We start from the raw sequence: 17,022 nt of genomic DNA, 5'->3' as shown, positions 1-17,022 counted from the left end.
TTAATCCTCGTGGCTCGCTTCGCCCTTGCCGATCTCGGCCTTGAGCGTGAAACTTCCGGTGGTGGCGATCTGTTCGTTGCCGGTCAGGCCCGACCGGACGATCACCGTGTCGCCCGACGCATCGCCGAGCTGGACCGGGGTCGCCTTGAAGCCGGTGGGCGTGCGCACGAACACGACCGACTTGCCCTCGAAACTCTGGACCGCCGTCGTCGGCACGCGGACCGCCCCGCTCCCGCCGCTGCCCGTCAGCTGCACGGCTGCCGTCACAGGCTCGCCGACCCGCCATTCGCCACCGCGATTGTCGAGGGTGGCGAGCGCAGGCACGAGCCGCGTCTGCGGATCAAGCGCCGGCGACACGAAGGTCACGCGGGCGGTCGCCTGACGGCCTGCCGCCTTCACCAGCACCGTATTGCCGGGACGCACCCGGCCCGCATCCTCGGGCTTGAGATTAAGCGCGATCGACACCTGGCTCAGGTTGGCGATGCGATAGAGTTCGGCATCCGCCGCGACCGTTTGTCCCAGCGTCACGGGGCGCGCAATGATCTGGCCCGAGATCGGCGCGGCAATGCCGAGCCGGTTGAGCCCGCCGCCGCCGACACCCGCCGCCGAAACCATGCTCTGCGCCTGCGTCAGGGCGATCCGCGCCTCCGTCGCCGCTGTGCGGGCGGCGATCAGATCCTGTTCAGGGGAGACTCTCTGCGCGAACAGCCGCTGTTCGCGCGCGAGGTTCGAATTAGCGAGCTGAAGCCGCGCCCGCGCCGCCTCGACCTCGCCCTTGATCTGCGCCGCCTCGCGGCTTTCGATGACCGCAATGGTCTGGCCGCGTCCGACCGATTGGCCGAGGTTACGGGTGAGCGCGACCACGCGTCCCGCAATTGCGGCCGAGACGACCTGCGTTCCCTGTGGGTCGCCCTCGATGATCGCGGGCAGCTCGATCGTCCCGGCCCCGCCGATGATCGGCCGTCCGACCTGGACGCCCGCTGTGGCGATCTGGTCGGCACCCAATGTGACGACGCCTTCACCGGCATGACCGCCTTCAGCACCGCCCTTTTCCGTGCCCGCTGCCGTCTCATTGGCAGCTGCGCCTTCGGCAGTTGCCTCGTTTCCGCCATCCTTGCCGCCGCAGGCAGCCAAGAGCAGGGCGAGCGACGCCGCGCCCGCGAGATAAAAGCTCTTCATCACTGATTCCCCCCATTGGGCGCACGAGCGGTCAGTCGCTCCACTTGCGCGCGGGCATTCTGGTAATTGGCAAGCGCGTCGATCGCGGCGACCCGCGTTTCGGCGAGCGTGCGTTCAGCATCGAGCAATTCGAGCTGGCCGAACTTGCCCTCGCGATAGCCGATCCGCGCGATGCGGGCGGCCTCCTGTGCAGCCGCCAGCGCCGGCCCCGACGCCGCACGAGCCGTCGTTGCGGCATTGGCCGCCTGCGCCTGCGCGTCCGTGATCGCCTGTTCGATGTCGAGCGCGGTCACGCGGCGCTGCGCATCCGCCTGGGTCCGCTGCGCGGTCGCCTGCGCAATCGCGGCGCGACCATTGTTGAACACCGGGATCGGGATCGACACGCTGAACACCGCCGCCATGTCGTTGGTCGCTTCCAGGCGGCGGATCGACGGCCCGACGTTCAGGTCAGGCACGCGATTGGCGCGCGCGAGCCGCACGCCGGCTTCGGCAATGGAGAAATCCGCGTTGGCTGCCGCCAGCGCGAGTGTGCCGGTCGTGTTGACCGGTGCCAACGGCCCATAGACGTTCACATCGGGAAGGCGATCGAGCAGCGTGTCATCGAGCAGGCCGTCGATCGGCCGTCCGATCCGACGCGCCAGATTGGCGCGGGCCGCCTCGGCCAAGCGAAGCTGCCGCTCCACATTGGCGTCGGCATTGATACGCGCGACATCCGCGCGCTGTTGCTCGAGTGGCGATGCCCGCCCTGCCTGCACGCGAACGCTCGCGGCCCGCAGCGCATCGCTGGCGATCCGGGCCTGATCGCGGGCTGTCATTACCCGGCGATCGGCCGCGACCGCTTCGACATAGAGCTGCGTTACCTGAAGCCGGACATCCGCCGCGATGATCGCGGCCTGGATCTCGGCCCGGGACAATTGCGCATTGGCGACCGCGACGCGGGCGCCGCGCTTGCCGCCTAGCTCGATCGGGATCGCAAAGCCGACCGTGGTTTCCGCGCTGCGGACCCCCCGATACGGCCCGGAGCCGATGACATTCTCGACTTGGCCTTGAACCACCGGATTGGGCCGCAAGCCGGCGACTGTGCGACCTGCACGGGCCGCGTCGATTCCAGCTGTCGCCGCTTCCGCAGCAGGGGCCGAACCGCCCGCTGCACTGACCGCTTGGTCAAGCGTGTAGACCGGCGCATCCTGCGCAACAGGCGCGGACGGTCCGACCTGCGCCTGCGCCATCGTGGCGCAAGACGCTGCGGCCAGCATGGCCGCGAGGATACGATTCATGAAAATAGGACTCCTGACGATGATCGACAGGGGCGCGCCAACGCACGCCCAAATCGGACGTCAGGCTTGGGGGGGCCTCAAATGGACCATGCCGGTGCGGCCGTCGAGCGACGCAGAGGCGGAGATTGTCGGCTTGGGCACTGTGAGGACGGGGGTATATTCCATCGTCGTGCGCGCAGGCGCGCCGACGTCGTGTCCGTGACAATAATTGTGATGATGCGGGACATTCTTGTCCGAGTCCGATGGCACCTGATCGATGTCACCGGCGGTATGGACCGTGAACTCAACGCCCGCGATGCTTCCCCCCGCCAGATCGGCGGCATGGGCCATGCCGGAGAAGCTGGTCAGGACCAGCATCAGGCATGTCAGGAAAGGCAAAAAGGCTCGCACTAGCTTGCCTCTATCACGGAAGGGTTTTCATGTCATTGCACTAATTCGAACCAAGGGTCACTGAGCCGGAACCCGAGCGGGATCGGTCGCGCCCGTTCCAGGCGAACCCGACCGCAATGGCGACCGCCATCAGGAGTTGCGCCAGCACCGATTGCCAAGTGGGAAACACGCCGAGCATCGACAGCCGTGGCACGTCCGCGAGCGGTGCGATGTTGATAAGGCCGGCTTCCTGGAGCGCGGCGACGCCTTTACCCGCCAGCACGACGGTCAGGACCGCCATGAGCCAGGAGCTATAGCGGAAGAACTGCGCGATCGGCAGCTTGCGACTGTAGCGAAGCATGGCCCAAGCGATCAGGCTGAGCAGTCCAATCGCCGACCCGGCCCCCGCGAGAAGCATCCCGTTGTCACCTTGCGCCGAAAGCGCGGCATAGAACAGGATCGTCTCGAAGACCTCGCGATAAACTACGACGAACGCCAGCCCGAACAGGAACCAGCCCGACCCGCCCGAGAGCGCCCGCGACATCTTCTCGCGAATATAGCGCTGCCACTGATCGGCCTGCGCCTTGCCGTGCATCCAAATCCCGACCGAGAGCAGCACGACCGCGGCGAACAGCGAGCCAAACCCTTCCGTCAGCTCCCGGCTCGCACCGCTGATCCCGATCGCATAGGTGGCGACCGCCCAGGTGATCCCGCCCGCGATGATCGCGCTGACCCAGCCGCCATGCACGTACCGCAGCGCCTCGCCGCGCTCGGCTTTACGCAGGAACGCGATCATGGCGACAACGATGAGCAGGGCTTCGAGCCCTTCACGCAGCAGGATCGTGAACGCGCCCAGGAACGTGGACGCTTCGGTGGCGGCATCAGGCGCGAGCGCCGCTTCCGCATCGTCGAAAAGGCCGCCCAGTACTGCGACCTTCTCCGCGAGATCATCGGGCGACGCGCCCCGGTCGATCGAGGCGCGGAACTCCCCCATCGCGCCCTCGATTCGACCCATCAGCGTCGCGTCGCGCGCGGTGAGTGTTGGCTCGATCGGCTCGAACCCATCGAGATAGGCCGACAGCGCCAGCTCTTTCGCCATGCGCGCATCGCCGCGCCGCGCAGCCGCCACGCTTTCGGCGAGTTTGGCGCGGGCGACCGCGAGCGAGCCGGGAGCCTGTTGTATCACCTGTTCGGGATGACGACGCAGGAACGCGAGCACTGGGTCAGCCTTGGCGTCGCCGATCGCCGCGCCGAGCGCGGCCGGGGTGAGCGCGACCAGGGTTTTCAGGTCCGGAATGCGCCGGCGAAGGGTCGGGTCGGATTTCCAAAGCCGCTCGCCTTCGCGCGCCTGCGCATCCGTGAAGGCGAAGCTCCCGGCTCGGAATGCTAACGCCCAGCGCTGATCGTTGGGCAGATCGGCGAAGCTCTGCATCGCGGTCCCGTCGATGCCTTGCGTCACCACCTGATAGAGCGCGAACACGCTGCGCTGGCGCGCGCGCTCGGCATCGGTGAAAGCAATCGGGGGCGTAGCGAGCTTGGCGGCGTCAGGGCCACGGCCGTTGCCCGTCATCCCGTGGCAGGACGCGCAGGATTGTCGGAACAGTGCATCGCTGGAGACGAGGTTCGGAGCCTTATCGGGCGCGAGCGGCACCGGGTAGGCGCGCAACAGATCGGCCGCGAGCCCGTGCGCCAATGTTGCCACCTGTTCAGTCGGTCCCTTTTCCGCGATCACCGCCTGGAGGTTGGCAGCCCGCTGGATGAGGGCTTGACGCTCCGGCTTCGCCGGCAGGCCCTGAAGCCGTGTCGAGACCGACGCGGCGAACTCCGTCATCTCGGCATATTCCGACGTGCTCTTGATCCGACCGTTGGCGACCGCGCCGCCATAATCGACGGCCATATAGTCGAGCAGCCGCCATGCGGTTTGCACGTCGCCGGGTTCGGCGATTGCCGCAGCAGGGATCAGCAGCGCCGCGAGCGCGGAGAGCAGCCGCAACGAGAGCATTGCCCGGATCAACGCGAGCAGACGCACTACCGCTCTCCCAATTCGCGCCGAGCGCCAGTGACGATTTCATAAGCGGAGTGGAGGAACAGGAGGGCGATGAGGCCGGCGACGGCGAGGTCCGGCCAGGCGCTTCCTGTCCACGCCACCAGACCGGCCGCGGCGATCACCGCCACGTTGGCGAGCGCGTCGTTGCGGCTGAACAGCCAGATCGCGCGAACATTGGCGTCCCCTTCCCGGAAACGCGCAAGCACCAAGGCGGACACGACATTGATCGCGAGCGCGACAACGCCGATTGTGCCCATCAGTTCGGCATCGGGCGCGGTTGCGTTCAGGGCGCGCCAAATCGCGAAACCGATTACGCCCACGCCAAGCGCACCGAGAAACAACCCCTGCGTCAGCGCGACCTTTGCCCTCGCCCGTGCGGACCAGGCAAGCGCGAGAAGACCGATAAGGCTGATCGACCCGTCCCCGAGAAAATCGAGGGAATCCGCTTTCAGCGCTTGGCTATCGGCGATGAACCCGCCGAACAGCTCGGCGACTCCGAAGCCGAGGTTGAGCACCACGACGGTCAGCAGCGCACGGCGATAGGCCGGATCGGTTTGCGCGCGCGCGGGCTCCCCGTGGCACCCGCAGCTTTCGGTAGAAGCATTCATGCGGCCTTCCTTACCACCTCCAGTCGCTGTAGAAGCAAGCGAAATGTGCGACACGTTCGCATAAGCAAGGATGGCATGATGAAGCCGGTGATGATTGGGCAGCTCGCCAGCGAGACCTCGACGAAGGTGACGACGATCCGCTTTTATGAGTCGATCGGGTTGCTCCGATCCGCCCCTCGCACGGCGTCGGGTCGCAGAACCTACGATGCCAGTGACATTGAGCGTTTGCACTTCATCCGCAACGGTCGCCGGCTTGGCTTCTCCGTCGACGAGATCCGTTCGTTGATGGGGCTGGCGCAGAACCCGGACCAGGATTGTGGTGCCGCCTCAGCTATCGCTGCTCAGCACCTCAAGGATGTGGAGGAGAGACTGGCGCAACTCGCGGTGTTGCGGGATGAGTTGGCAATGCTCAGCCAGAGCTGCACCAAGGCGCGCATGGCCGATTGTCGGATCATGAAGGCGATCGGCAAAGGCCACCCTCAAGCCGATCAATAATAATCGGCCAGCCTGAGCTCGCGCACATCACCCGAGGCCATCGTCAGCTTTACGAGGGTGCCAGCAGGCCGGGAGCGCACTTGCCAGAGCTCCCCACGCGTATAGTTCGCATCGATCGAATGGCCGTTCACCGCCACGATCCGGTCGCCGACCGCCCAGCCAGCCTTTTCCGCGGGACTGTTCGCCGCCACATGAACAACGGTGAGCGCCGTTGGTGAGGCTGCGAGGCCAAGGCCGCTACGGTCCTTCAGCATCGGCAGGCGACGACGAGGACCGAGTGGCCGGAGCCACACGAATCCGGCGGTCACGTCGAACACCACGTCGAATTGAGCGATCAGCGGTAGGCCGACATTGCCAACCGTGCTGGTGGAGAGCCAAGCTCTCATCCCGAGTGTGGGGACGTTCGAGACGCCAAGCCCTTCGATGTTGATGTTCTGGATCGTGAAAGCATCGTTGATACGCACACCATCGACGCCGCCGATCGCCGCGGTCGAGACGAGCTTCCCGTTCAACAGCCCTTGATCGCGGGCATAGGCCGACGAGAGCATCAGCGCGGCCGAGCTGCCAAGATCGATCATCAAGGGCACGGGAGGCAAACCCGAGACGGAAGCTCGAATGAACAGCTCCTGCTTGGCACCGCGCCCGAGCGCGACAGCGCGCCAGTCGGGACCGGCGAGAAACGTGCCTGACTTGACGACCGCCATACGCCTTTTCGCGAAATCGAGCGCGATGCAGCTACCCGTGAACATATCGGCACCGAGGAGGATATCGATCGGTCGTCCGAAGGCCGCCGACACTGAACTCAGATCACCAACGACGGCAAAGGGTAAGCGACGGGTTTCGCGGGCGAGCTGTACGTCGATGTCGCGGACCAGCAGCACCGGGGCCTTGGCGCTCAGCCCGCTAATCATGCGCCGCTCACCATCGTTCAAGCCGAGCTTCGCCGCGAGCGCCGTGCTCATGATCGACGCGCCGCTGCCACTGTCGAGCACCGCCCGCACCGGCACTCCGCGCACTTGTGCCGAAACAAGGAGGGTATCACCCGTGCCGACTTCCAGCGGCTCCCATTCGAGGTGAGCCGCACCGAAGTTCCACGAGCCCGCAGACCGGGAAGTCTGTCGCGCGAGCGTTGGAGAACCGAGCACCAAGCCGGTTCCACAGGCCACCAGCCGCGCCACTAATGAGCGTCGAGACATACCGATTGCTTCAACACGGGCCGTCAAAAAGCCACCTCCAGCCCCCCGTCCGCAGGAGAGCAAATTGCGGTTACATGCTCCAGCCACTGGAGGAGCAAGTGCTTTTGGTGCGCCCGAAAATCCTCAGAAGCGCTTGGAGAACTTTAGATGAAGGATGGTGCAGACCGCTTAGATGCCTTCCCGATAACGAACGGTTCCGGGGGACGCTGGGCCGATCGGGACCGCGAACGGTGTAAACGCTCGCGCTAAGTGGCGGCATTCTGATCGCGCTATTTGTCGGCGAGCGTCGCTACGCGGCTACCGGCTTGGTCTCGGCCGATCGCACATAGGCGTAGAGTTTTGGCTTGGAGATGCCGAGCATCGAGCAAATCTTGGCGATCGGCATCGTGTTCTCGTGGTAGAGCCTGACGGGCAGGTCGCGCTTGTCCTTGCCGAGTGCGGCCGGCCGGCCACCCTTCTTGCCGCGAGCGCGGGCTGCGGTGAGACCGGCCTGGGTCCGCTCGCGGATCAGGTTGCGCTCGAACTCCGCCAATGCCCCGAACAGGTGGAAGGTAAGCTTGCCCGACGTGGTGGTCGTGTCGATCGCCTCGTGCAGGCTCAGCAGCCCGACCTTTTCCTCGTCGAGGTAGGTCATCCATCCGATCAGATCACGGAGCGAGCGGCCGAGCCTGTCGAGGCGCCAGACCACCAGTGTGTCGCCGGCGCGAAGCAGCTCCTTCACCTTTTCCAATCCAGGGCGAGCGGCAGTCGCCCCGGAGGCCTTGTCGGTGATGACCTTCTCGCAGCCGGCAGCCTTCAGCGCATCACGCTGGAGGTCCAGGTTCTGCTCGGCGGTCGATACGCGGGCGTAACCGATTTTCATGCGTAGGGCCGGTGGCGCCCCGATCGGGCGCGGTTTGGGAAGAAAGTCGTCATCGGCAGGTCTATGTTGCCCTAGTTTTCTTTACCGGGTAGATTTACGTCGAACAGGCCGGTTTGGCAACGCGAGCGGACTCGCATGGCGATGGGCAGGCAAATCTCCGTTTTCCTTACCTGCGACACGGACCGTCGGCGGTGACGCATCCGGCGCTTGTCCCGCCGCTGGCGATCGAGCGCTACCGCGTCCTTGAACCGCACCTCGCCGATGGCATCCCGCTCGCGGACCTCGCCCGCACCGGCACGCTGAGCGAGCGGACGTTGCAGCGCTGGCTCGGGCGCTACCGTGCCGAAGGACTTGCCGGTCTCGCGCGTCTGCCGCGCAACGATCGGGGCAGGCTGCACCTGCCGGAACATCTGGTCGAACTGACCCGCACTCTCGCCACCAAGCGCCCGCGACCCCCGGTCGCCGCCATTCACCGAAAGGTGCAGGAACTCGCCATCGCGCATGGACACCGAACCCCCAGCTATGCGGCCGTCGCGCGTGTCGTCAGGGCGATACCGGCAAGCCAGATCGCCGCAGCCTCCGATCCGGCCGTCTACCGCGACCAGCACGAGCTAGTGCATCGGCGCGAAGCCGCGACCTCGAACGAGATGTGGCAGGCCGATCATACCGTTCTCGACATTCTCGTGCTCGATGATGCCGGAACCCCGGTGCGTCCTTGGCTGACCGTCATCGTTGACGATCACAGCCGAGCCATCGCCGGTTACTTCCTCAGCCTCGATGCCCCCAGTGCCCTCAACACGGCGCTCGCCTTGCGGCAGGCGATCTGGCGCAAGCCCAATCCCGAATGGATCGTCAGCGGCATTCCCGAACAGCTTTACGTCGACAACGGCTCGGATTTCATCTCCGAGCATATCGAGCAGGCGTGCATCGCCCTCAAAATCCGCCTCATCCATTCGCTGCCGGGGCGTCCTCGCGGGCGCGGCAAGATCGAGCGGCTGTTCCGCACCATCAACGACATGTTCCTGCCCGACCTGCCCGGCCACCTGATCGCGGGCAAGCCGCTGTCGGCGCCAGTGCTCACGCTCGACGAGCTGCGCGCCCGCTTCGAGGCGTTCGTGTGCGGCGTCTATCATCGTCGCCCGCATGGCAGCACCGGCGAACCGCCGATCACGCGCTGGCAGAAGGGCGGGTTCCTGCCCGCAATGCCCGACAGCCTTGAACAGCTCGACATGCTGCTCGTGCACGTGCCCAAGCCCCGTAAAGTGCTGCGCGACGGCATCCGTCTGATGGGCAGGCGCTATGTCGAACCCACGCTCGCGGCCTTCGTCGGCGAGCAGGTCGAGGCGGTCTATGACCCCCGCGACCTGACCGAGATCCACGTCTACCACCAGGGCCGGTTCGTCTGCCGTGCGCTCAGCTCCGAGCACGCTGGGCACCCGTCGTTGCGCGCGATCCAGCGCGCCCGGCGCGGCGCGAAGGAGCGCGACAAGCAGGTGCCTGCCCCCACGGAGACCTTCGATGGCGACCAAGAGGATACGGCTTCCCGGCCCACCACCTACCGAGGGCTCCGGCTCTACGCCGCTGACGATTGAGTTCCTGGTCGAGCAGCCGTTCCTGGCGACCCGCGAACATGCCCGGTTCGTCGAGTTTGCCGAAGCCTGCGCGCACTACCGCTATATCGGCGTGTGTCATGGCCGGCCGGGCGTCGGAAAGACGCGATCGGCGCGCGAGTTTTCCAGCTTCCCCGACCTGGGGGAATATGCCGCGCTCCGTCCCATTGCCGCGCTCCTTGGCGAAAAGGTCGCTCGCTGCCGCGCCGTCTTCTACACCGTGTCGGTCAGCAACACGCCCAAGACGATCGACGCGGTGTTGGGCCTCAACCTCATTAAGCTGGGCTATGCCCGGCTGACGGTCGCGGGCGGCTCGCAGGACGAAATCACCCATGACGCCGCCCGCATCGCCTGCCCCCTCGTCATCGTCGACGAGGCCGACCGCCTGACCATAAAGTCGCTCGAACATCTCCGCGACATGGCCGATCGCCACGGCTTCGGGCTGATCCTGATGGGTATGCCGGGCTTGGAGAAGCGCCTCGCCCGCTATGCCCAGCTCTACTCGCGGATCGGCTTCGTCCACGAGTTCAAACCGCTTACCGAGACCGAAATGCGGCTGCTGCTCGCGACCCACGCCGGCGATTTCGGGATCAGCTTCGACCCGGCCCAACTCGACGCGATCGAAGCGCAGGCAGCCGTGATCCGCATCACGCGCGGCAACTTCCGGCTCATGGAGCGCCTGTTCGCGCAGATGCGGCGGATCATGACCCTCAACCGCGTCGAGGAGGTCACCGCTGACATCGTTCAGGCCGCGCGCGATTGCCTCGTCATCGGACCCGGCAACTGACAAATAGCGCGATCAGAACGCCGCCATTTAGCGCGAGCGTTTACAACCCATGGAAAAGCTGGGGCGAGTTGCTGGTGTCAAAACCGACCGGTTTTGACCCGGTTGAGGCATAGCTGATAGCCGTTACGATTCGATTTGGTAGGAAGGGGGTGGCCGCTTGCCTGCTGACGATCGCCCTATCCTCGCGACTATGGGGGTCGGCCCGCGTTTTGGCCTGCGCCTCTGATCAAACCGTCAGCGCGGCGTGAAACTTGAAAGGAAAGACGCCGTGAACGAAATGACAAAGCAGGAATTGGCAAGCAAAGTGCCCGCGGTCACGCTGGGTTTCTGGATCATTAAGATACTCGCGACCACCCTCGGCGAGACGGGCGGCGATACCGTCTCAATGACCATGAACCTCGGCTACCTAGTCGGCACCGCGATCTTCCTGACGGTGCTGATCGCCCTGGTCTGGTGGCAGGTAATGGCGACACGCTTTCACCCTTTCCTCTATTGGGCAACGATCATCGCCTCGACGACGGCGGGGACGACGATGGCGGACTTCGCCACGCGCTCGCTCGGTATTGGCTATACCGGAGGATCGGCGCTGCTGCTCGGCTGCGTTCTGGCCTCGCTGATCGTCTGGCATCGGGCGCTCGGATCGATTTCAGTCGATACCGTGCGCGAGCCGAAAGCCGAGCTGTTCTACTGGATCACGATCACCCTCTCGCAAACGCTTGGCACGGCGCTCGGGGACTGGACGGCCGATACCGGCAACCTCGGCTATATCGGCGCAGCGGGTATCTTCGCGGCGCTGCTCGCCGTGTTGGCGCTGCTCTACTACCTGACCAATGCAAGCCGCGTGCTGCTGTTCTGGGCGGCCTTCATCCTGACCCGCCCGCTGGGCGCAGCGGTCGGCGATTTTCTTGACAAGCCGCTCGATCATGGCGGCCTCGCCTTCAGTCGGCCGCTCGCGTCGGCGGTGCTAACGGCCGCAATCCTGCTCCTGATCGTGGTCCTCCCCCAACGGGCCGGAGAGCATCCCAATCGACCGAGCCGCGATTAAAACTGCTGCGCCTCGCCCCAGTAAGTGTCCCTTATCAATCGGGTATTAGCGCGAAGCCTCGAAGCTGGAGATTGGCTAATGTCGTGAGCGCGGAATCGTCGATCACCACGCCGGGCGTTACCTGATCCGACGTTATTTTGTTGGCGATCATGGCTTGGCTGCACACATGGACCCAAACGCCCGCGGTCCGGAGAGCCTCGATGAGCATGACATTCGGGTTCTCGGCCACTTTCATGCGGGCGGCGTAGGGCGCGTTCTGCAGGATGACGGGGGTTGCGGGGCCATGGATGATCACGACGATATCGCCAGGCCCTGGACGCACCTTGTCGGCGCCGAGCAGATTGACGAAGCGCGCAACCTTTTCAAGGCTGGGATTCAAGTGGTCGGGTGCGCTTGCGGCCTTGGTGATGTTGAACAGGACACGGTAGCGGAGCTTGGGATCGGGGCGCTCAGCGGCGCTCGGCACGGCCACTATGCCGCCAAAACGCGGTATCACGGGATAGAGGAGGTCAGGTGGTGCCGCCACCGAAGTCCCGCCCATCAGCGTCGTGGCCGCGAGTAAAAGCCCGGTAAGAACTCTTTTCGACAACGTTGCTCTCCCCTTGAGCCGCAGAGGCTGGATGCGCACCGCGAAAACGGTGACCTGCCGCTAAGCAACACTAAACTGGCCCATCATCCCGTTATCCTCATGTTCAAGGATATGGCAGTGGTACATGAAGGGAGCACTCTTGGCCGGATGATCGAAGCGGATGAGAAGCTCCACGGGCTCCCTGACAAGCACCGTGTCGCGCGGCCCCTGATCAAGAACGTCCGGCCTCCCGCCGGCCCGGCTGAGAACATCAAAGTGGACGCCATGAATATGGATCGGGTGGCGCATCATTTCGCCAGACACCTCCCATATCTCGGTGGAGCCGAGCTTCACGGTCTCATCGATGCGGTTCATGTCGAATGGCTTGCCGTTGATCGTCAGCCCGCCACCTCCGCTTGCTGATCCCATCATGCCGCCCATGCCCATGTTAAGGACGAGGCGGCGGCGGCGCACCGCCTTGCTGGCGTCAGGCCGAGCTCGCGATGCGAGAAGGGCCGGCACCGCCCCGCTGGCACGAGCCTGTCCCATCGGCCGCGGCTCGAACCGCACCACGGTCGCGGGCGCGTTGGCATTGCCCCTGCCGGCGCTTCGCCCCATCATCCCCATCCCGCCCGTCATCGAGTTGTTGCTATCGATCGCCGTCACAAGCGAAGCGGCTCTGCCGTCCGTGAAATCCACGAGAAGCTCAGCGCGCTGCCCTGGGGCCAAGGCTATAGCCGCGATCTCCACTGCCCTTTCTAGCAGGCCGCCTTCGGTGCCGATCCAGTGAAAGCTGCGCTGATCGCTGAACGATAGTTCGTAGATCCTGGCGTTCGATGCGTTGACGAGCCGCAGGCGGACCAACCGATTGGGGACCACCGCGGAAGGGTTAACCGCGCCGTTCACCAGGATCGTGTCGCCGCGTCGCCCCTGCATGGCGACCATCATGCCGCCCGGCAGGACAAGGCGACCATCTTCAAACTGGCGATCCTGAATAAGCAGCGGCAGGTCATCCACGCCATATTCGGAGGGCAGGCCCAGGCCCTGCTCTTCGTCATCGGTTACCAGCAATGCCCCGGCCAACCCTGAATAGACTTGCTCGGCCGTCAAACCATGGACGTGAGAGTGATAAAGCAGCGTCGCTGCTGGCTGCCGGATCGGGAGCGTGGGTCGCCAGGTCGCACCCGGCGCGATCAGCTGATGAGGGCCTCCGTCCAGTTCTCCGGGGACCAGAAGCCCGTGCCAATGCACAGTCGTGTCCGCCCCAAGCCCGTTGGTCACGGCAGCCGCGACATCATCCCCGCGACGCACCCTGATCGTTGGCCCGAGATAGCTGCCATTGTACCCGAGCGTGTCGCTCGGGCGGCCGGGATAAAAAGAGGTCGTTCCCGATTGGACACGTAGGGCGAACGAGCGGCTCGCCCCTGCGTCCAGCAGGGGCGGCACCGGAAGCGGAGTCTGCCCGCCGCTGCCAGTCGAGGCGGAGCGCGAGCAAGCGGCGGTGGCGAACAAGGCCGCTCCGCCGACCAACAGCGAGCGTCGGTCCAACATCTACATCTGATCCAAGACGAGACGCAGCCTGGAAGCCAGCTGGGCAGTCGCGTCGATCGGCTCCGCCGCTTGGCGCTCAAGCGCCTCAGCGGTTCGGCTTACCGTTCGCTTACAAGGTGCCTCGACAGTTCTGGCGAAATAGCAGCTCACAACGAACCTCCTAAGCGGGCGCTTGATTCAACGCCGTTCTATCATATATGCCTCATATAGGATTCTTGGAGTAGCCGTGTCACTTTTTCTCGCTGCGATGTCTCCGGAGCTTTTGGAGGAAAAAGCCGGCGAAGCTGAAGCGTTCTTGCGCTCGCTTGCGAGCCGGCACCGGCTGATGATCCTGTGCAGCCTGCTTGGCGGGGAATTGTCGGTCGGCGAACTGGGCGAACGCCTTGGGCTGACACAGTCCAATCTGTCCCGGCATCTGGCAACGCTGCGCGACGAAGGCCTGGTGGGAACGCGCCGCGCGCGAACTACGATCTACTACCGGATCACGTCCGAGCGCGTGCTGCCGATCCTTACCGAACTCTACAAGCTGTTCTGCGCCGAGGGCGGCGTCGAGCAAGGTCCATCCTGATGATGGAGGGCTTCACCCCATATTCGGCTATCCTGGGCGGTGCGCTCATCGGCCTCTCGGCCGCGCTCCTCTGGATTGCGAACGGACGGATCGCCGGCATCAGCGGCATCGTCGGAGGCATTCTTGCGCCGGCTCGAGGCGATGCAGCGTGGCGCGCAACGTTCCTGGCCGGCCTGATCGCCGCGCCCTTGCTCTATCGTGCGGCAGGGCGCGCGCTGCCAGACCTCACGATGCCTGCACCCCTCATGGTCGTGGTCGCGGCCGGTCTCCTGGTAGGATTTGGGACGCGACTAGGAAGTGGCTGCACCAGCGGGCATGGCGTCTGCGGGATAGCCAGGCTCTCGCCGCGCTCACTTGCCGCAACCAGCGTCTTCCTCATCACCGCTGCGGTGACTGTGTATGTCGCCCGCCACATCGTCGGACTCTGAGACAGTGACGAAGCTCCTCGCCGCCTTAGCCTCGGGGTTCATTTTCGGCTTGGGCCTGATCGTCTCCGCCATGGTCAGCCCAAGCAAGGTTCTGGCGTTCCTCGATGTCACCTCGCCATCTTGGGACCCGAGCCTCGTCCTGGTGCTGGTCTCGGCGGTCATCGTTGCAGCGTTAGGGTTCGCACTCGGCCGAAGGCGCACTGCCCCGCTTTTCGCCGCTACGTTCAACGGACCATCGAACCGGGCCCTTGATGGAAAGCTTCTCGTCGGCGCCGCCCTGTTCGGCATCGGATGGGGCCTTGTCGGATATTGTCCTGGCCCCGCCCTCGTCGCCTTGAGCCTGGGTGCGCCGGCGGCGCTGGTGTTCGTCATGGCGATGCTGGTCGGCATGGGCTCCTTCGCTCTTCTCGAACGCTATCGGGCGGCGAGGGTGGGAAGCTAACCTATGACGCCGGTCGATCTCCTCACCCTCCTATCCGGCGTGATCGTTGGTTTCACGTTGGGCGTGATCGGCGGCGGCGGCTCGATCCTGGCTATGCCGTTGCTCCTTTACGTCGTCGGCATGAAGGACCCGCACGTCGCGATCGGCACGAGCGCGCTGGCGGTCGCCGCCAATGCCTTTGCTAACCTGGTCCAGCACGCACGCGCCGGAACCGTGAAGTGGCCGTGCGCCCTTGTTTTCGGAGCATCGGGTGTCACCGGTGCCCTGATTGGTTCGACCCTCGGCAAGATGGTGGCGGGTCAGCACCTGCTGGTGCTGTTCGCAGGCGTCATGGTCGTGGTCGGGGTTTCCATGCTGAGAGGTAAATCCGGCGGCGGTGATCCCGGCGTGCACATCACGCGGCCGATCGCTGTACGGCTCGTCGTTATCGGGCTTCTCGCCGGCCTGCTGTCCGGGTTCTTCGGCATCGGCGGCGGCTTTCTGATCGTACCCGGCATCATGCTGGGAAGCGGCATGCCAATCCTCAATGCGGTCGGGTCCTCGCTGTTTTCCGTGGGAGCGTTCGGCTCGGCGACAGCCCTCAACTACGCACTGTCAGGGCTCGTGGACTGGCGCGTGGCCGGCTTCTTCATCGCGGGCGGCGTCGGCGGCGGCATCGCTGGCATGCGAACCGCAGTCCGCCTTGCCGACCACAAGAGCCTGCTCACTCGAATCTTCGCCTTCGTCCTGTTGGCCGTGGCCGCCTACATGCTGTTCCGCAGCCTGGGCGCGATCGGCAGCTAAGCACCCTTGGAGACCGATCATGATCTTTCGTCAGCTTTTCGAGCCGGAGTCCTCGACTTACACCTATCTCCTCGCCTGTCCCGAGACGCGCAAGGCAGTCCTGATCGATCCTGTCCTGGAGACGATCGAACGCGACCTGGCGGCACTTCAGGAACTGGATCTTGAACTGGCCTATACGCTGGAAACCCATGTGCATGCGGACCACGTCACATCGGCCTGCTACCTGCGAAGCCTGACCGGCTCCAAAATCGCGTACCCCGCCATGGACGGCCTGCCCTGTGCTGACGTTGGGGTCGCCGAGGACCAGCCATTGACGGTCGGCGCGCTCACCCTTCAGCCACTGTTTACGCCGGGGCATACCGACGCCCATCACACCTACCTTGTTGATCAGCCCGGCGTTCTCCGCGCTTTCACGGGCGACGCACTGCTCATCGACGGCTGTGGCCGCACCGACTTCCAGAACGGTGACGCCGCCACGCTCTATCAGTCGGTGACGCAGAAGATTTTCACCCTGCCAGGCGATGGCCTGATCTTCCCCGCCCATGACTACAATCATCGCCATATCACGACGGTGGCGCAGGAGCGCGAGCGGAACCCCCGTCTTGCGGGCAAGACCGTTCAGGAATTCGTGGCGATCATGGATGCTCTCGATCTTCCATATCCCAAGAAGATCGATGTTGCCGTTCCCGCGAACAAGCTGTGCGGTGATTGCCCGACAGACCTGCCCGAGCTGCTACGCCAGATTGGCGGCAAGTCCGAACAAGGCTGAGAGACTTATACAGGTTCATTTTAGGAGAAGATTGATGCTGACACGTACCTCGAAACAGCTGGTTTCTGAAGCCAATGCCGTTGTTGAAAGTCTCTCGCCCGAGGATGCGGCCCGGCTCGTCGGGGCTCCCGACGTGCAATTTGTTGACATCCGAGAGCCGGCGGAGGTCGCGAAAACGGGCCTCGTCGCTAGCGCGGTGCATGTGCCGCGTGGCCTGCTGGAGTTCCAGGTTGACCCGGAAAGCCCTACTCACAATGCGAAACTCGCCGCCTCATCGCGGTTGGTGCTCTATTGTGGGTCCGGTGCCCGCTCGGCTCTTGCCGCGAAATCACTCAAGGAAATGGGCGTTGAGAACGTCGTCCACGTTCCGGGCGGGTTTTCGGCGCTCAAAGAGGCTGGTGCCTCGATCGCACCGGAATAGGCCCAAAGTGCGATCAG

Annotated in this window: 19 protein-coding genes; 10 read left to right on the top strand and 9 right to left on the bottom strand. The window is 64.7% G+C overall.

Translation table 11 applies throughout. From position 1 onward, the window contains the following. From SLG_RS19580 to SLG_RS19560, 5 genes are all read right to left on the bottom strand, one after another. Complete coding sequence (locus SLG_RS19580; protein ID WP_004212877.1) at positions 1-1,179, bottom strand: efflux RND transporter periplasmic adaptor subunit; 1,179 nt, start codon at positions 1,177-1,179, stop codon at positions 1-3. Further along, positions 1,179-2,456 carry a TolC family protein gene (locus SLG_RS19575; protein WP_013039111.1) on the bottom strand — a complete coding sequence of 426 codons (1,278 nt, stop codon included), beginning with the start codon at positions 2,454-2,456 and terminating at the stop codon, positions 1,179-1,181. The genes SLG_RS19580 and SLG_RS19575 overlap by 1 nt, the downstream gene beginning before the upstream one ends. A gap of 60 nt (positions 2,457-2,516) precedes the next feature. Next, on the bottom strand, positions 2,517-2,813 hold the full coding sequence (locus tag SLG_RS19570; RefSeq protein WP_007406840.1) for a hypothetical protein: 297 nt from the start codon (positions 2,811-2,813) through the stop codon (positions 2,517-2,519). A gap of 73 nt (positions 2,814-2,886) precedes the next feature. Continuing rightward, positions 2,887-4,854, bottom strand: a complete 1,968-nt coding sequence (locus SLG_RS19565; protein WP_004212871.1) for a cytochrome c/FTR1 family iron permease — start codon at positions 4,852-4,854, stop codon at positions 2,887-2,889. Then, positions 4,854-5,480 (bottom strand): cation transporter, encoded by a 627-nt coding sequence (locus SLG_RS19560; RefSeq protein WP_004212870.1) that lies wholly within the window; start codon positions 5,478-5,480, stop codon positions 4,854-4,856. The genes SLG_RS19565 and SLG_RS19560 overlap by 1 nt, the downstream gene beginning before the upstream one ends. 75 nt (positions 5,481-5,555) lie before the next feature. Here SLG_RS19560 and SLG_RS19555 point away from each other — a divergent pair, with 75 nt between their 5' ends. Beyond that, entirely contained in the window at positions 5,556-5,975 is a 420-nt protein-coding gene (locus tag SLG_RS19555; protein ID WP_007406847.1) for a MerR family transcriptional regulator, read from the top strand. Here the strand turns inward: SLG_RS19555 and SLG_RS19550 are convergent. After that, positions 5,969-6,982 carry an aspartyl protease family protein gene (locus SLG_RS19550; RefSeq protein ID WP_009824026.1) on the bottom strand — a complete coding sequence of 338 codons (1,014 nt, stop codon included), beginning with the start codon at positions 6,980-6,982 and terminating at the stop codon, positions 5,969-5,971. The two genes, SLG_RS19555 and SLG_RS19550, sit on opposite strands and share 7 nt — an antisense overlap. A 478-nt stretch (positions 6,983-7,460) precedes the next feature. Then, a complete protein-coding gene (locus SLG_RS19545) occupies positions 7,461-8,033 on the bottom strand; it encodes a recombinase family protein (protein WP_009824027.1) in 573 nt (190 codons plus the stop codon). Positions 8,034-8,224: 191 nt separating this feature from the next. On the opposite strand from SLG_RS19545, the gene SLG_RS19540 reads away from it, so the two are divergent. The 3 genes from SLG_RS19540 to SLG_RS19530 all read left to right on the top strand — a co-directional run bounded on the left by SLG_RS19540 (position 8,225) and on the right by SLG_RS19530 (position 11,475). Beyond that, complete coding sequence (locus tag SLG_RS19540) at positions 8,225-9,625, top strand: Mu transposase C-terminal domain-containing protein (RefSeq protein WP_004212864.1); 1,401 nt, start codon at positions 8,225-8,227, stop codon at positions 9,623-9,625. Next, positions 9,552-10,430 carry an AAA family ATPase gene (locus tag SLG_RS21140; protein ID WP_009824028.1) on the top strand — a complete coding sequence of 293 codons (879 nt, stop codon included), beginning with the start codon at positions 9,552-9,554 and terminating at the stop codon, positions 10,428-10,430. The genes SLG_RS19540 and SLG_RS21140 overlap by 74 nt, the downstream gene beginning before the upstream one ends. A 277-nt stretch (positions 10,431-10,707) precedes the next feature. Continuing rightward, on the top strand, positions 10,708-11,475 hold the full coding sequence (locus SLG_RS19530) for a COG4705 family protein (RefSeq protein WP_041393782.1): 768 nt from the start codon (positions 10,708-10,710) through the stop codon (positions 11,473-11,475). A 34-nt stretch (positions 11,476-11,509) separates the two neighbouring features. Here the strand turns inward: SLG_RS19530 and SLG_RS19525 are convergent, their stop codons facing one another. Together SLG_RS19525 and SLG_RS19520 are read right to left on the bottom strand one after the other, a co-directional pair. Continuing rightward, the gene (locus tag SLG_RS19525) at positions 11,510-12,016 is read right to left on the bottom strand and encodes a DsrE family protein (RefSeq protein ID WP_014072613.1); all 507 of its coding nucleotides are present in this window, start codon (positions 12,014-12,016) and stop codon (positions 11,510-11,512) included. A 108-nt stretch (positions 12,017-12,124) separates the two neighbouring features. After that, the gene (locus SLG_RS19520; protein WP_014072612.1) at positions 12,125-13,594 is read right to left on the bottom strand and encodes a multicopper oxidase family protein; all 1,470 of its coding nucleotides are present in this window, start codon (positions 13,592-13,594) and stop codon (positions 12,125-12,127) included. Positions 13,595-13,841: 247 nt separating this feature from the next. Here SLG_RS19520 and SLG_RS19515 point away from each other — a divergent pair, with 247 nt between their 5' ends. The 6 genes from SLG_RS19515 to SLG_RS19490 are packed head-to-tail and all read left to right on the top strand — an operon-like array spanning position 13,842 to position 17,005. Next, positions 13,842-14,162 (top strand): ArsR/SmtB family transcription factor, encoded by a 321-nt coding sequence (locus SLG_RS19515; protein WP_173385034.1) that lies wholly within the window; start codon positions 13,842-13,844, stop codon positions 14,160-14,162. Between the two features lie 2 nt (positions 14,163-14,164). Beyond that, positions 14,165-14,590, top strand: coding sequence for a YeeE/YedE family protein (locus SLG_RS19510; protein ID WP_041393786.1), 426 nt, complete (start codon positions 14,165-14,167; stop codon positions 14,588-14,590). Positions 14,591-14,594: 4 nt separating this feature from the next. Then, positions 14,595-15,032 (top strand): DUF6691 family protein, encoded by a 438-nt coding sequence (locus SLG_RS19505; RefSeq protein WP_014072609.1) that lies wholly within the window; start codon positions 14,595-14,597, stop codon positions 15,030-15,032. Positions 15,033-15,035: 3 nt separating this feature from the next. Then, the gene (locus tag SLG_RS19500) at positions 15,036-15,815 is read left to right on the top strand and encodes a sulfite exporter TauE/SafE family protein (RefSeq protein WP_014072608.1); all 780 of its coding nucleotides are present in this window, start codon (positions 15,036-15,038) and stop codon (positions 15,813-15,815) included. 19 nt (positions 15,816-15,834) lie between these two features. Next, positions 15,835-16,584, top strand: a complete 750-nt coding sequence (locus tag SLG_RS19495; RefSeq protein WP_014072607.1) for an MBL fold metallo-hydrolase — start codon at positions 15,835-15,837, stop codon at positions 16,582-16,584. A 34-nt stretch (positions 16,585-16,618) separates the two neighbouring features. Then, positions 16,619-17,005 carry a rhodanese-like domain-containing protein gene (locus SLG_RS19490; RefSeq protein WP_014072606.1) on the top strand — a complete coding sequence of 129 codons (387 nt, stop codon included), beginning with the start codon at positions 16,619-16,621 and terminating at the stop codon, positions 17,003-17,005. The last annotated feature ends 17 nt before the right edge of the window (positions 17,006-17,022 follow it).

Origin of the sequence: Sphingobium sp. SYK-6 (assembly GCF_000283515.1) — a bacterium.
Classification (GTDB): Bacteria; Pseudomonadota; Alphaproteobacteria; order Sphingomonadales; family Sphingomonadaceae; genus Sphingobium; species Sphingobium lignivorans.
The sequence above is the reverse complement of the archived record's forward strand: the minus strand, read 5'-3'. Positions and strand labels throughout refer to the sequence as shown.

Excerpts from the sequence above, each read along its gene's own strand:
- SLG_RS19580 (WP_004212877.1), bottom strand. The coding sequence starts at position 1,179 with ATGAAGAGCTTTTATCTCGCGGGCGCGGCGTCGCTCGCCCTGCTCTTG.
- SLG_RS19575 (WP_013039111.1), bottom strand. The coding sequence starts at position 2,456 with ATGAATCGTATCCTCGCGGCCATGCTGGCCGCAGCGTCTTGCGCCACG.
- SLG_RS19570 (WP_007406840.1), bottom strand. The coding sequence starts at position 2,813 with ATGCTGGTCCTGACCAGCTTCTCCGGCATGGCCCATGCCGCCGATCTG.
- SLG_RS19560 (WP_004212870.1), bottom strand. The coding sequence starts at position 5,480 with ATGAATGCTTCTACCGAAAGCTGCGGGTGCCACGGGGAGCCCGCGCGC.
- SLG_RS19555 (WP_007406847.1), top strand. The coding sequence starts at position 5,556 with ATGATGAAGCCGGTGATGATTGGGCAGCTCGCCAGCGAGACCTCGACG.
- SLG_RS19545 (WP_009824027.1), bottom strand. The coding sequence starts at position 8,033 with ATGAAAATCGGTTACGCCCGCGTATCGACCGCCGAGCAGAACCTGGAC.
- SLG_RS21140 (WP_009824028.1), top strand. The coding sequence starts at position 9,552 with ATGGCGACCAAGAGGATACGGCTTCCCGGCCCACCACCTACCGAGGGC.
- SLG_RS19530 (WP_041393782.1), top strand. The coding sequence starts at position 10,708 with ATGACAAAGCAGGAATTGGCAAGCAAAGTGCCCGCGGTCACGCTGGGT.
- SLG_RS19525 (WP_014072613.1), bottom strand. The coding sequence starts at position 12,016 with ATGGGCGGGACTTCGGTGGCGGCACCACCTGACCTCCTCTATCCCGTG.
- SLG_RS19520 (WP_014072612.1), bottom strand. The coding sequence starts at position 13,594 with ATGTTGGACCGACGCTCGCTGTTGGTCGGCGGAGCGGCCTTGTTCGCC.
- SLG_RS19515 (WP_173385034.1), top strand. The coding sequence starts at position 13,842 with ATGTCTCCGGAGCTTTTGGAGGAAAAAGCCGGCGAAGCTGAAGCGTTC.
- SLG_RS19510 (WP_041393786.1), top strand. The coding sequence starts at position 14,165 with ATGGAGGGCTTCACCCCATATTCGGCTATCCTGGGCGGTGCGCTCATC.
- SLG_RS19500 (WP_014072608.1), top strand. The coding sequence starts at position 15,036 with ATGACGCCGGTCGATCTCCTCACCCTCCTATCCGGCGTGATCGTTGGT.
- SLG_RS19495 (WP_014072607.1), top strand. The coding sequence starts at position 15,835 with ATGATCTTTCGTCAGCTTTTCGAGCCGGAGTCCTCGACTTACACCTAT.
- SLG_RS19490 (WP_014072606.1), top strand. The coding sequence starts at position 16,619 with ATGCTGACACGTACCTCGAAACAGCTGGTTTCTGAAGCCAATGCCGTT.